11 protein-coding genes are annotated in these 12,995 nt (G+C 65.1%); 2 read left to right on the top strand and 9 right to left on the bottom strand.

Going from position 1 to position 12,995, the window contains the following annotated elements; genetic code table 11:
• Positions 1 to 163: 163 nt before the first annotated feature.
• The gene (locus tag OC537_RS07235) at positions 164 to 1,285 is read left to right on the top strand and encodes an HPP family protein (RefSeq protein ID WP_139744278.1); all 1,122 of its coding nucleotides are present in this window, start codon (positions 164 to 166) and stop codon (positions 1,283 to 1,285) included.
• A 30-nt stretch (positions 1,286 to 1,315) separates the two neighbouring features.
• Here OC537_RS07235 and OC537_RS07230 read toward each other — a convergent pair whose 3' ends face one another.
• A complete protein-coding gene (locus tag OC537_RS07230) occupies positions 1,316 to 3,247 on the bottom strand; it encodes an amidohydrolase (protein ID WP_262110618.1) in 1,932 nt (643 codons plus the stop codon).
• A gap of 183 nt (positions 3,248 to 3,430) precedes the next feature.
• On the opposite strand from OC537_RS07230, the gene OC537_RS07225 reads away from it, so the two are divergent.
• Positions 3,431 to 4,129, top strand: a complete 699-nt coding sequence (locus OC537_RS07225) for a TetR/AcrR family transcriptional regulator (protein WP_262110617.1) — start codon at positions 3,431 to 3,433, stop codon at positions 4,127 to 4,129.
• 69 nt (positions 4,130 to 4,198) lie between these two features.
• On the opposite strand, the gene OC537_RS07220 is transcribed toward OC537_RS07225, so the two are convergent.
• The 8 genes from OC537_RS07220 to nrfE form a co-directional block, all read right to left on the bottom strand.
• Complete coding sequence (locus OC537_RS07220; RefSeq protein ID WP_262110616.1) at positions 4,199 to 5,452, bottom strand: D-amino acid dehydrogenase; 1,254 nt, start codon at positions 5,450 to 5,452, stop codon at positions 4,199 to 4,201.
• A gap of 153 nt (positions 5,453 to 5,605) precedes the next feature.
• Positions 5,606 to 7,126, bottom strand: a complete 1,521-nt coding sequence (locus tag OC537_RS07215; RefSeq protein WP_262110615.1) for a cryptochrome/photolyase family protein — start codon at positions 7,124 to 7,126, stop codon at positions 5,606 to 5,608.
• Positions 7,126 to 7,266, bottom strand: coding sequence for a DUF2256 domain-containing protein (locus OC537_RS07210; RefSeq protein WP_163137860.1), 141 nt, complete (start codon positions 7,264 to 7,266; stop codon positions 7,126 to 7,128). The genes OC537_RS07215 and OC537_RS07210 overlap by 1 nt, the downstream gene beginning before the upstream one ends.
• Positions 7,267 to 7,427: 161 nt before the next feature.
• The gene (pbpG, locus tag OC537_RS07205) at positions 7,428 to 8,348 is read right to left on the bottom strand and encodes a D-alanyl-D-alanine endopeptidase (protein ID WP_262110614.1); all 921 of its coding nucleotides are present in this window, start codon (positions 8,346 to 8,348) and stop codon (positions 7,428 to 7,430) included.
• Positions 8,349 to 8,700: 352 nt separating this feature from the next.
• On the bottom strand, positions 8,701 to 9,153 hold the full coding sequence (locus OC537_RS07200; protein ID WP_262110613.1) for an NUDIX hydrolase: 453 nt from the start codon (positions 9,151 to 9,153) through the stop codon (positions 8,701 to 8,703).
• An 83-nt stretch (positions 9,154 to 9,236) separates the two neighbouring features.
• A complete protein-coding gene (nrfF, locus tag OC537_RS07195; RefSeq protein WP_262110612.1) occupies positions 9,237 to 10,436 on the bottom strand; it encodes a heme lyase NrfEFG subunit NrfF in 1,200 nt (399 codons plus the stop codon).
• A complete protein-coding gene (locus OC537_RS07190; RefSeq protein ID WP_262110611.1) occupies positions 10,433 to 10,987 on the bottom strand; it encodes a DsbE family thiol:disulfide interchange protein in 555 nt (184 codons plus the stop codon). Before OC537_RS07190 ends, nrfF begins: the two co-directional genes overlap by 4 nt.
• On the bottom strand, positions 10,984 to 12,966 hold the full coding sequence (gene nrfE / locus OC537_RS07185; RefSeq protein WP_262110610.1) for a heme lyase NrfEFG subunit NrfE: 1,983 nt from the start codon (positions 12,964 to 12,966) through the stop codon (positions 10,984 to 10,986). Before nrfE ends, OC537_RS07190 begins: the two co-directional genes overlap by 4 nt.
• Positions 12,967 to 12,995 lie beyond the last annotated feature (29 nt).

Below are 12,995 nucleotides of genomic sequence, written 5' to 3'. Positions count from 1 at the left end.
CTTAAGCCAGCGTTAAGAGGGTGAAAAAAGTGCCGTGGAGCCGGTGGCGGCAGGATCAGCGGGCGATAAGCCGGGTGGTCAACCCCTGGCGGGCTGGTATTGGACCGGGGTTACTGGCTAGAATTGCGCATTTGAAATAAATGTTATCGTCTTCGGGAGCAGGATGCAGTTCAGGGATTTTTTGCCGGTATCGACCAATACCAGCCTCAAAGAGAGTTGTTACGGCGCCCTCGGCGCCTTCGTCGGATTGCTGGGCACCGCCTGGCTCTGCCAGTGGGGGCTGGGGCTGGAGGTGCACTGGCTGATCGCCCCCATGGGGGCCTCCGCCGTGCTGCTGTTTGCCGCCCCGGCGAGCCCCCTGGCTCAGCCCTGGTCCATCCTGGTGGGCAACGGGGTCTCGGCGCTGATGGGGGTACTGAGTGCCAGCCTGGTGCCGGACATGGCCCTCGCCTCGGCCCTGGCGGTGATGCTGGCCATCGCCGCCATGTTCCTCACCCGCAGTCTGCACCCCCCCGGCGGGGCCGTGGCCCTGACCGCCGTCATCGGCGGTGAGGGGATCCGGGCGCTGGGGGTGGGCTATGTGCTGCTGCCGGTGCTGCTCAACTCCCTGCTGTTGCTGAGCCTGGGGCTGCTCTACAACCGCGCCCTGGGGCGCCGTTATCCCAATGGCGGCAAGGTGGCGCCCAATCGCCACCAGACGGCGGATCCCCAGCCGAGTGCCCGGCTCGCCACCCAGGACATTGACTTTGCCCTGGACAAGCACGGGGAACTGCTCGACATCAGCCGCCAGGATCTGCAGGAGTTGCTGCAGGAGGCCCAGTTGCACGCCCTGCGGGGGCGAGTGGGCACGGTGCGCTGTCAGGATGTGATGTCGCGGGATCTGGTGGTCAGCTCCCCAGAGGCGTCAGCCATGGCGGCCTGGGATCTGCTCTCTCACCATCAGATCAAGGCGTTGCCGGTGGCGGACGAAGAGGGCCGATTGGCGGGCATCATCACCCTGCATGATCTGATGATCGACAGGGAGAGCCGCCAGCCCAGGGGGCGGGAGGCGCTCGAGCAATTGCGGGTGGCGGATCTGATGACCCGGGAGGTACGGGCGGCGCGGCGCTACCAACCCCTCTACGATCTGGTAGAAGCCTTCTCCGACGGAGGCTTGCACCACATGCCTGTGGTGGAAGGGGAGCGGCTGGTGGGCATCATCACCCAGTCCGACATGGTGGCGGCCCTCTTCACCCTGGCCCTGCAACCCGGGCAGGCGGAGGAGGCGCCCGCCTGCGAGCCATAAGAAGCGGGCCCCTTGCGGGGCCCGTTTTGTTCAGGGTTTGGGGTAGACGGTCTCCCCCATGAAGACCGTCTGCTCGACCCGGGTCTGTGCGATCTGCTCCGGCGTGCCGGCCTTGACCAGGGCGAACAGGTCCCGGTCCAGCACGATGAAGTCCGCCGACTTGCCCGCCTCGATGGAGCCGGTGATCGCCTCCTGACGTACCGCCCTGGCGCCGTTGATGGTGTAGGCGGCCAGCATCTCGGCAAGGGAGGTGCGCTGACTTGCCCTGAAGTCGTCGCCGCTGCCGGCCGCCTTCACTATGCCGGCGGCCATGTTCTCGAACGGGCGCGGGTCCCGGCTGTCCACCGGGGCGTCGCTGCCCGCCACCAGCACGGCGCCAGCCTGGCGCGAACTCTCGACCGGGTAGAGGGCGTCATGGAGATAGCCCATGGGGTCGTAGATGGCCTCGCTCAGGGACTGTCCCACCCTGGTTGGCTGGATGAAGGGGCTGACCAGCATGTCGTAGGCAAGCTGGGGCGTGGTCCAGGCATAGGTGAAGGTGAGGTAGAGGCCAAGTTCGCCGAGGCGTTTCTGATCGTCCGGGTGCACCACCTGCAAGTGGGCCAGGGTGTGGGGGATGCCGCTCTCCCCGTTGCTGGCGCGGGCCGCCTCCAGGGCATCGAGGGCTACCCGGGTGCTGCGATCGCCGATGCTGTGCATGTGGATGCCAAATCCGGCCCCATCCAGCGCGGTGACGTAGCGCGTCAGATCCGCCTCCTTGTAGTTGACTATGCCGTTGCTGCCCGCATCCTCGCTGTCCGCTGTGATGCTCACCTCGCCGCTGTCGGGATCCAGGGCCAGATGGGGACTGTGGTAGTTCTCCAGCATGCCGGCATTGGGCAGGAAGGGGGGGCTGGTGAAGGGATCCCCCTCCAGCACGCCGTCGAGGAAGATCTTGACCGCATCGGCCTTGATCAGGGGGTTGCCTGCGAAGGCGTCACGCACCTGGTTCGCCTTGGCCAGGTGCCCGTCGATGTCCAGCTTGCCGCTGTAGTCATCCTGGTTGAAGCAGGTGGCGGCGGTGACGCGCATGTGCAGCAGATCCTGGTCCTGCATCTTGAGCATCCGCTCCCGGATGAAGTCGTTGGCGCAGGCATCCTGCACCCCAGTGATGCCGCGGGACGCCATCAGCTCGGAGATGGCGGGGAGTATCTTGTCATACTGGGCCTCCGCCTGTTCCCCCTCCGCGCTCAGCACCCCGGTGTCGGGGACTGCAATGGCGCTGCGGGCCGCGTCCCGGATCACGCCGGTTGCCAGATCCACATAGGGGATGAAGGCCTCGAACACGCCGCCCGGGGCCAGGGTGGTGGCATTGAAGCCGACCACATTGCCGTCCTCGTCCTGTGCCAGCGCCAGCGCCTGTGAGTTGTAGCCGCCGGCATGGCCGTCGACCCCGGCCAGCATCACGGGGTTGTTCGGCGCCGCCGCATCCAGGGCCGCCAGCAGGGTGGCATGGGTGGCGGTGGGGGTGTTGCCGTCATAGGGCGACCACTGGTTGACCACCAGCCAGTCCCCGGGGGCCGGGGCGTAGCGGGGCAGGCACTCGCTGACCTTGGCCGCGAGCTGATCCAGGTTGACGCTCTGGCCGTCCAGATCGCACATGTCGAGCGCAACAGTGCCGAGCAGGTGGATGTGGTTGTCGTGCAGGCCGGGCAGCACCATCCTCCCTTGCAGATCCACCACCTGGGTCGCACTGTTCTTCAAGGCCTCGGCCCCCGCGCGGGAGCCCACGTAAGTGAACTTGCCCCCTTGCACCACCATGGCCTCGGCCTGGCTGCGTTGCCCATCCTGGGTGTGGATCTTGCCGTTGAGATAGAGGGTGTTGCCGGGCGGCGGCTCACTGCTGTCTTGCTGGCAGCCGAGCAGGCCGCTCACCAGCAGGGCGATGGCGCCCAGCCTGAGACGGGGGTGTTTGCTATCCATAGCGCGCTCTCCTTGGGTTAATTACAGTTTTTACTGCAGATATGAGCACTTATGGTTATTGCAGCTATTCTGAAAAATGCCAGTGATTGCTGCACTTTTTTTGACTTGTGTTTACCTTGTCTCATCATGTAGTTATGACAACCAGTCGCCCCTTGGGGGCGGAGACCGCATCGGGGGAAGAGAATGTCACAACATGTGCTGCCGGCCGAACTGTGCATGCGGCGCCAACCCAGGCAACTGCGCAGCCAGGAGGTGGCGAGCCGCATCGAGCAGGCCACCCTGGCCCTGTTGCAGGAGCAGGGGTTTGCGGCCCTCAACACCAACGCCATCGCCGCTCGCGCCGGGGTGGGCATCAAGTCGCTCTACCACCTGTTTCCCAACAAGGAGGCCATCATCTGCCGGCTGGCCCTGGACTGGCTGGCAGCGGTGTGCGAGGCGCAGGAGAGCATCCGCGAGCAGGCCGACAGCTGGCCGCAGACCCTGCTGATGCTGGACGAGGCGCTGGAGGCGCTGGATGAGCGCTTCGTCGGCTATGGGGCACTGTGGCAGGCGATGGATCTCATTCCCGCCCTGCACGGGGTCGAGCAGGAGCACGAGGGGCGACAGGTAGCCTTCTGGTCCGAGCGGCTGCGCCACTTTGGCTGCCGCTGGCCCGAGCCAGAGCTCATCACCCTGGTGCGCTATTTCTACCGCACCGCGGACGTGGCCAAGCAGTGCACCAAGGGGCAGGGGGAGGCGGGGGCGCAGCTGTGGCAACTGCATAGACGCTGGAGCGAGCGGCTGATGATGGCGGCCATCGAGGAGCCGGATCCCGCCCGGGTCTGGCAGTCGATGCCGGGGCTGGCGCCGGGTTGCCAAGCCGCCGAGAAGGGGGGCGAATAGAAGAGGGATGAATAAAGAGAGGGAGTGCCAGGCACTCCCTCTCTTGCATCTGGCATTGCGCCCCGCGGGCTAGCCGTAGCGGGCCAGGGTGAGCCCCTCGTCGCTGATGGCGGGGGCGCTGCCCGAGATGAGGTCGCTGAGTAGTTGGCCCGACCCTGCCGCCATGGTCCAGCCCAGGGTGCCGTGGCCGGTATTGAGCCAGAGGCCCGGTATGGGGCTGGGGCCCACCAGGGGCGTGCCATCCGGGGTCATGGGGCGCAGCCCGGTCCAGAACTCGGCCTGCTCCAGATCCCCCCCCTCGGGGAAGAGATCCCTCACCACCATGGCCAGGGTGTCGTGGCGTCTGGGGTTGAGCGCCAGATTGAAGCCGCTGAGCTCTGCCATGCCGCCCACCCGGATCCGCTCATCGAAGCGGGTGATGGCGACCTTGTAGGTTTCGTCCAGCACTGTGCTGCGCGGGGCGCCATCGGCGTCCGTCATCGGCAGGGTGAGGGAGTAGCCCTTGACCGGGTAGACGGGGAGTTCAATCCCGAGGGGGCGCAAGAAGCCGGTGCCATAGCTGCCCAGAGCGCAGACGATGGCGTCGGCCTTGAAGCGCTGCTCGCCGGCACGCACCGCCACGGCGCGCCCCTGGGCGAGTTCAACCTCGTCGATGGCGCAGTTGAAGACGAACTCCACCCCGAGCCGCCGTGCCTCGTCAGCCAGGGCCTGGGTGAAGCGGAAGCAGTCCCCCGTCTCGTCCCCCGGCAGGCGCAGGCCGCCCACTATCTTGCCGCGCACCCGCGCCAGGGCGGGCTCGACCTCCTCGCAGCCGTCGGCATCGAGGGACTGGTAGGGGACGCCGTACTCTTCCAGCACTTCGATGTCGCGCTGGCTGGCATCGCGCTGGGCCTGGCTTCGGAACAGTTGCAGGGTGCCGAGCTGGCGCCCCTCGTAGTCCAGCGCCAGCTCATCGCGCAAAAGCTTCATGCAGTCGCGGCTGTATTCGGCCAGGCGCACCATGCGCCCCTTGTTGACCGCATAGGCTGCCGGGGTGCAGTTGGCGAACATCTTCAGCATCCAGCGCAGCTGGAAGGGATCCGAGGTGGGGCGCACAGTGAAGGGTGCGTGTTTTTGCAGCAGCCATTTGGCCGCCTTGAGGGGAATGCCGGGGGCAGCCCAGGGGGAGGCATAACCCGGGGAGATCTGACCCGCATTGGCATGGCTGGTTTCAAGGGCCACCCCGCCGCGCCGCTCCAGCAGGGTCACCTTGTGACCGGCTTTGGCCAGATACCAGGCGCTGGTCACACCGACCACGCCACCACCGAGTACCACTATGTCCATCTTGTCTCTCCTTGACTGGGGCCTCCACCTTAATCAGCCGCCACAGGATATTCAACTGGTGTCGTTATCATTGGTGATTATCACCATTCACATTTTGTTAACTGGTTCTCAATGTTGTCATATTCTCACTTTTTGGCATGAAATCCGGTCGATTCAGAGCCGCTCCAGGTGGAGCAGATGGTGCTCCGCCGTCGCCAGGATTGCCTGTTGCCGGGAGGTTGGCTGACCATCCCAGTTGGCATAGGGCAGGGCGAGGCGGGGGTGGCTGCCGAGCCTCTCCCGATGGCGCCATAGAAAGTGCCAGTAGAGGCTGTTGAACGGGCAGCTGTCCGGCCCGCTGCGCTCCTTCACCTTGTAATGACACCCCTTGCAGTAGTGACCCATCCGCTCCAGGTAGGCGCCGCTGCTGGCGTAGGGCTTGCTGCCCATCAGGCCGCCATCGGCAAACTGGCTCATGCCGCGGGTGTTGGGCAGCTCCACCCACTCGATGGCATCCACATAGATGCCGAGATACCAGGCATCCACCTCATCCGGATGGATCCCCGCCAACAGGGCAAAGTTGCCGGTCACCATCAGCCGCTGGATATGGTGGGCATAGGCGTGATCAAGGGACTGCTGGATCGCGTGGCGCACGCAGGCCATCCGGGTCTGCCCGCTCCAGAAGAAACCGGGCAGGGGGCGCTCGGCCCCCAGGGCATTGACGCGACCATAGTCCGGCATCTTTTCCCAGTAGAGGGCGCGGACAAACTCGCGCCAGCCGAGGATCTGGCGGATGAAGCCCTCCACCTGTGCCAGGGTGATGGTGGCCTGATTGGCCTGCCAGTGGGATTCGGCGGCGCGGATCACCTCGAGGGGATGGAGCATCTTGCTGTTCATCGAAAACGACAGGCGGCTGTGGAACAGGCTCCAGCCCCGCTCGCTCAGGGCGTCCTGATAGCGGCCGAAGTGGGGCAGGCAGTGCACCAGAAAGTGCTCAAGCAGCGCGCGGCTCTGGCGCCGGGAGACGGGCCAGGGCAGGGCGCTGGCATCCGCAGTGCCAATGGTGGCGACGCCGTGGCGGGTCAGCATGGCATCGATGTCGCTCACCTCGTTGGCAAAGGTGAGGGTTGCCGGTATGGGCTGGCGATCCGGCAGTTTGGCCCGGTTTTCGCTGTCAAAGTTCCAGCGCCCGCCAAGGGGATTGCCCCCTTCATCGAGCAACACACCATATTGCTTGCGCAGAGCGCGGTAGAAAAACTCCATCCGGCTGTGGGGGTAGTGCCGCCAGCCATCCCGGGGGGTGAGAAAATGTTCGCTGTCCACTTCGGCGGTCGGGATGGGCAGGCCCGCTGCCCAGGTTTTCAACTGGTTGGCAAGGCGCCACTCGTCCGGGCTCTGCCAGGCAAAGCACTCGGCTTGATGGTGGGCGATCTGGGCCGCCAGCAAGCTGGGCAAATCGGGCCAGGGGGCGCTCTCATCGAGAGTCAGGTAGCAGACCCGGTGGCCCGCCTTGGTGAGGGCGGCGGCGAAGGCGCGCATGGCGGCAAAGAAGGCCAGCACCTTCTGGCGATGATGGCGGCAGTAGTCCGTCTCCTGGCGCAGCTCCGCCATCAGGTAGCAGACGGCGGGATCCGGCGTGCGAAACCAGCTGTGACCGGCGTTCAGTTGATCCCCGAGGATGAGGCGCAGCTCCATCAGGCGTGCTCCTTCTGACGGCGGCAGCGTTCGCTGCAGTAGCGCACCTCCTGCCAGCAGCGGGCCCACTTGCGCCGCCAGGTGAAGGGACGCTGGCAGACGGGGCAGACTTTCTCGGGTAGATGGGGTTTGAGGTGCATGTTCCGCCTCGTTTACTGGGTTGACCGATCTCTGCCTGCATAACGAAGCGCAACCAGGACGGGATCACAGTGGGACGGGAAAGAGGTCGTGCCGGCTTGCGAGGGGAGAGGCGCAATCAGAAGGCCCCCGCACCTGTCGGTGCGGGGGCCTTCTGTGCCCGTTACTGGTTGCTGAACAGCTTGGCGCGGGGCGTGGACTGGGCGGTCAGGGTCATGCGGCCCGAGGTTTCCAGCCAGGTTCTGATCTTCTTGGCGTCGGCCACCCGCTCATCCGTGGTATTGGCGTGAAGCAGCACCATGACCACGGGTTCATTGTTGACCCGGGTGTCCATCACCAGGCAGCGACCCGCCTCGCGGATGTAGCCGGTCTTGGAGACCATGATGGGCCAGCTTCCCTCCCGCACCAGGCGGTTGGAGTTGTGGTACTGCATCTGGCGTTTGCCGTTGCGCACCAGCCTGTGCTCTGTGGTGGAGTATTGGCGGATCAGCGGGTAGCTGGAGGCGCTGGCCACCAGCTTGGCGAGATCGTGGGCGCTGGAGACGTTGCGCGGGTTGAGCCCTGTGCTGTCGGCGAAATGGGTGCTCCACATGCCGAGCATGCGGGCCTTGGCGTTCATCGCCTCGATAAAGGCGCGGCGACCGCCGGGGTAGTGTCTCGCCAAGGCCGAGGCGGCCCGGTTTTCCGACGACATCAGGGCGATGTGCAACATGTCGGCGCGGCTGAGACGGGAGCCTATGGCCAGGCGGGAACCTGTGCCCTTGATCCTGTCCACATCGTCCATGGTGACGGTGAGCATCTCGTTGAGGCGCTGGTTGCCATCCAGCACCACCAGCGCCGTCATCAGCTTGGTGATGGAGGCGATTGCCATCACCCGGTTGGCGTTGCGTTCAGCCAGGATCTCCCCGGTTCTGGGGTTGGCGACCACGAAGGCATCGGATCCCAGGGCGAGATTGGTGCGTGGTGCTATCAGGCTGTTGGTGGAGGAGGAGGTCGCAGAAAAGGGGTTGGCATGGGCGCTTTCCATGCTGGCGGGAAGGAGGAAGGCGCCGAGCAGCAGGGGAAGAAAAGGACGAAGGTTCATGGTTTGGCTCTACTACGACTGACAGGGACATTTGGCTAAGTTATATGACGGTAATTGACGCTTCACAACGTCTGACGGCCCGATATTTCCATTTTATGGGATGGCTCACCTTGAAATAACCGATTTAACGGCTATAGCGCCCTCTCACGGGATTCATAATGAGCCATTCATGGCGCACACATTGGCCTGGTTCAGCCCGTCATGGGGCGCACTATATGCCCTTTCTGACCAATCATTGCTACTCTTTTTGCGCCTTCCGGGACGGCATTGGGCCGAAGGCACCATTAATCCTCTTTGTGTCGGGAAGATAGGCGCCGGCAGGGGCTGCGAGGGGGATGCCAGCCGACCCGGATCAGCGCAGCACCACCCTCATCAACGGCGAGGGGCTACGCGCCACAAAATGGTGCCAGACATGGTCATAGAGCGCCTGCTGCCCGGGAAAGCTCACCAGCGCCTTGGCCTCGGCGAGCGAACACCAGCGGTACTCGGTGTGCTCGTCGTTGAGGGTCACAGCCTGATGGGGTGGGCAATAGACAACAAAGACCGGCACCACCATCACGGAATTGGTGGCCGCGTCGTAAAACTGCTCCAGATATTGGCCGTTATAGAGCTCGGTCACTTTGATGCCCGTCTCCTCGCCAAATTCGCGCACTATGGTCTGCCAGCCGGTTTCACCCGCCTCGACCGTGCCCGCCACATGGCACCAGAAGCCACCCTTGACCCTGTTCATCAGCAGCATCTTTATCTGGCCATCGATTTCAGATAGTGCCACTCCGGCAACGGCGTTGCAGCGAATGGGGATCATGCCTGTACCTTGTCGTCGTGAAATCACGGTTTGCATTATGGGGTTGTTCGGCGCCCCTTGCCCCATTTTCTGCGGCCCCCCGGTTAGCCCCCCATGATGCGTGCTGTCTGAATGGCCTGGATAAGGGCGGCGCGGTTGATGCGGGGGCGCTCGCTGTCGAGCAGCTGCTGCCACAGGGTGATGGCCTGGCGGTAGCGACCGTGCAGGAAATGATCGGAGGCGAGCAGCATCAGGGCGCTCACTTCCCCGGCATCTTGCCTGAGGGCGCTCTCCAGCAAACGTGCTGCCTCGGGAGTAAGTTGTTGGCCCGCCTGGTAGTAGAGCACTGTTGCCTGAGCGGCCTGGGTCGCGGCGCTGGCGCCCCCCTCCTGCAGGGCCAGGCGCTGGTAGGCGAGCAGGGCGTTATCGTACTCGTCCCGATACAGATACAACTGGCCGAGCTCGGCCCAGGCTTCGAGGTCGGCGGGGTTGCGCTGCAGCCGCTGGTGCAGGGCGCCGAGCGCCTTGTCCTGCAGATCCCGCGGGCTCAACCCTGCCAGGGGATCGGGGCGGGATTGATACGCCTGCCAGGCCTGATAGCGGCCGCTGGCGGCATAACCGGCGGCAACGGTGCCTATCGCCACTATCCCGAGCAGCAGCAGGGCGCGCGCATGCTGCCCGTTGCGGCCGGGGGCCTGGGTCAGCCGCTCGCGCAGGGCCAGCTCGGCGACAGGCGTGGCATTGGCAAGGTGGGCGGCGGTCAGCTCCCGATAGAGGGGATCATGGGGGGAGAGGCCTGCCTGCTCCCTTGCCATGATGCGCCGGTTCAGCTCGGCCCTGGGATCCTGGGCCAGGTTCCCTTGCTCCTTATCGCCAATCAGCGGCATGCGAATCTGTTGTTTGCGCTGCAGGCTGGCGCGCAGGCGAGCAAGCGCCAGCCCCAGCAGCAGGATGGGCCCTCCCCACAGCAGCGCTGTGCTGCCCTTGAAGGGGGGATCGTAGCGCACGAAATCACCAAAGCGCTCCGTCATGCGGGCGATCACCTGTTCATCGCTCTGCCCCTCGTCTACCCAGCGGTAGACCTCGAGGCGCAGATCCCGGGCTATGGGGGAGTTGGACTCCACCAGGTTCTGGTTCTGGCACTGGGGGCAACGCAGGGCACGGGCGAGATCCTGAGCCCTGGCTTGCAACTCGGGGTGCTGGAACTGGTAGGTATCGACCCCGCTGGCCGTGGCCGCCGGGCTCAGTGCGATGATCAGCGTGATGGCCATCAGCAACGGGTTGATGAGGGGGCGGATCTTCATGGTTGCCCCTCCGCCTGTGGGGTGGGCAGGGCCCGGGCCTTGGCAAGCAGGGGCACAAACTGGCGCTGCCAGACCTCCTTGGTGAGCTCGCCTGTGTGGCGGCTGAGCAGGATGCCATCGGCGGCAAACAGATAGGTCTCCGGCGTGCCGTAGACGCCGAGCTCCAGCGTCAGCTTGCCGTTTGGGTCCGCCAGCACGGCCTTATAGGGGTTGCCCGCCTGGATAAGCCAGGCGCGGGCGGCATCCCCCTTGTCCCGATAGTTGAGACCGTAGAGGGGCACTGTCTTGGCCAGCTCGGCCAGCAGCGGATGCTCGGCGCGGCAGTTGGGGCACCAGCTGGCCCAGACGTTGAGCACAAAGGGCTCACCTTTTAGCTCAGCGGTATCAATAATCCCCCCATCCAGCAGGTTTTCGCTCTGCCAAGTCGGCAGGGGGCGCCCCAGGGTCGCCTCGTCCTGGCGGTAAGGATCCTTGCCAAGGCCGAGCCAGAGCAGGGCGCCTAGGCCCAGAGTGACTATCAGGGGGAGGAAGAGACGCAGGCGCGGGCTCATGGCGCCTCCTTGGGGAGCAAGCCCGCGACTTGGTGTGCAGAGGTCTGCGGTTGGGCTGCCAGCAACGGCTTGCGCCCCAGCAGACGCAGGGCGCCGCCCGCCATCATCAGCAGGCCACCCAGCCAGATCCAGCGTACCAGCGGCTTATGATGCAGCCGCATGGCATAGGCCCCGGGCCCCATCTTCTCGCCGAGCACCACGTAGAGATCCCCAAACAGTCCCCACTTGATGCCGGGTTCGTTCATGTTCATGGTGCGCACGCTGTAGTGGCGCCGCTCCGGAGTGAGCCTGGCCACCTCCCGGCCATCCTTGTGCACGCTGACAGTGATGCGCTCGGCCGTGTAGTTGGGGCCGATCAGCGGCTCGCTCCCCTCATAGCGAAATTCATGGGCGCCGAGGCGATATGGGCGCTCTGCAGAGAGCACTGTGCCTCCCTCCTGGCTGTGGTGGCTCACCTGGGCGATGCCGAGGGCGCACACCGCCACCCCGAGGTGGGCCAGCAGGCTGCCGAGCAGGCTGCCGAGCAGGCTGCCGAGCCGGCTGGCACTCAGGTCGCTAGTCTTGAATGAGACATTGAGCAGCAGGCTCGCGATGAGCCAGAGGCTTATCATATTGGCGAGGATGCCGCTCCAGCCCAGGGTTCCCTGTTCGCGATAACCTAGGCTGAGCAGGCCGCCCCCCAGCAGGCCGAGCAGGGGCGGCAGCAGTATCTTGAGGCGGGAGGATGCCATCATCCCCTGCCAGCGCAGGCGCGGGATCTGGGTCATGAGTGCCATCAACACCAGCGCCAGCGGCACGAAAACAGCGTTGAAATAGGGGGCGCCCACCGAGAGCGACCCCAGATGCAGGGACTGGAACACCATGGGGTAGAAGGTGCCGAGCAGCACGCAGGCGCAGGCCACCGACAGCAGCAGTATGGCGGCGCCCAGCAGCCCCTCCTTTGACAGTAAGCCGAAGTGGGCGTAGGGGGCGCGGGTATCGGCCCGCAGGGCAAACAGGGTGAGTGCCGTGGTCAATAACAGGCCGAGCAGCAGCAAGAGGGTGAGGCCGCGATTGGGGTCCACCGCGAAGGCGTGTACCGAGGTGAGCACCCCGGAGCGCACCACAAAGGTGCCGAGCAGGCTGAGCGAGAAAGTGAAGATGGAGAGCAGCAGCACGCCGTGGCCGTAGGCGCCGCGCTTCTCGCAGACGACGAGGGCGTGCAGCAGGGCTGTGCCCAGCAGCCAGGGCAGCAGGGAGGCATTCTCCACCGGATCCCAGAACCACCAACCGCCCCAGCCGAGCTCGTAATAGGCCCACCAGGAGCCGAGCAGGATACCGGCGGTGAGAAACACCCAGGAGCCGAGCGCCCAGGGGCGGCTCCAGTGGGCCAGGGCGCCGTCCAGCCGGCCCGAGTGCAGCGCCGCCATGGCGAAGGCGAAGTTGACCGCAAAGCCCACATAGCCGAGGTAGAGCAGGGGTGGGTGTATGATGAGGCCGATATCCTGCAGCATGGGGTTGAGATCGCGCCCCTCAAGCGGCCCGGGGAACTGGCGATCAAAGGGGCTGGAGAAGATCAGGGTATAGAGGGCAAATAGCCCTACGATAAGCCCCATGATGGCCAGCACTCGAGTGGTGATCAATGGATCGACCCGTTTCGAGCAGAGTCCGACCAGCGCCCCCCAGAGCGCCAGCGCAAACACGAAAAAGAGCATGGAGCCCTCGTGGCCGCCCCAGACGGCCGCCAGCTTGAAGCCCATGGGCAGGGCGCTGTTGGCATGCTGGGCCACATAGGTGAGGGTGAAGTCATCCCGGGCAAAGCAGCTGGCGAGCAGCAGCAGGGCAGCGCCCAGCAGTATGGCATTGCTCAGCGCCAGCGGCTTGGCGCAGCGCAGCAGGGTCGGGGAGGCGAGCCGCAAGCCCAGCCAGGGCAGGGTGCCTTGCAGCAGGGAGAGCGCCGCTGCCAGCAGCAGTGAGAGATAGCCGAACTCCGCCAGCACACAACCTCCAGGTTCAATTTTCGATGTCA

It is taken from the genome of Aeromonas sp. Marseille-Q5825 (assembly GCF_946892685.1).
GTDB lineage: Bacteria > Pseudomonadota > Gammaproteobacteria > Enterobacterales > Aeromonadaceae > Aeromonas > Aeromonas rivipollensis.
The sequence above is the reverse complement of the archived record's forward strand: the minus strand, read 5'-3'. Positions and strand labels throughout refer to the sequence as shown.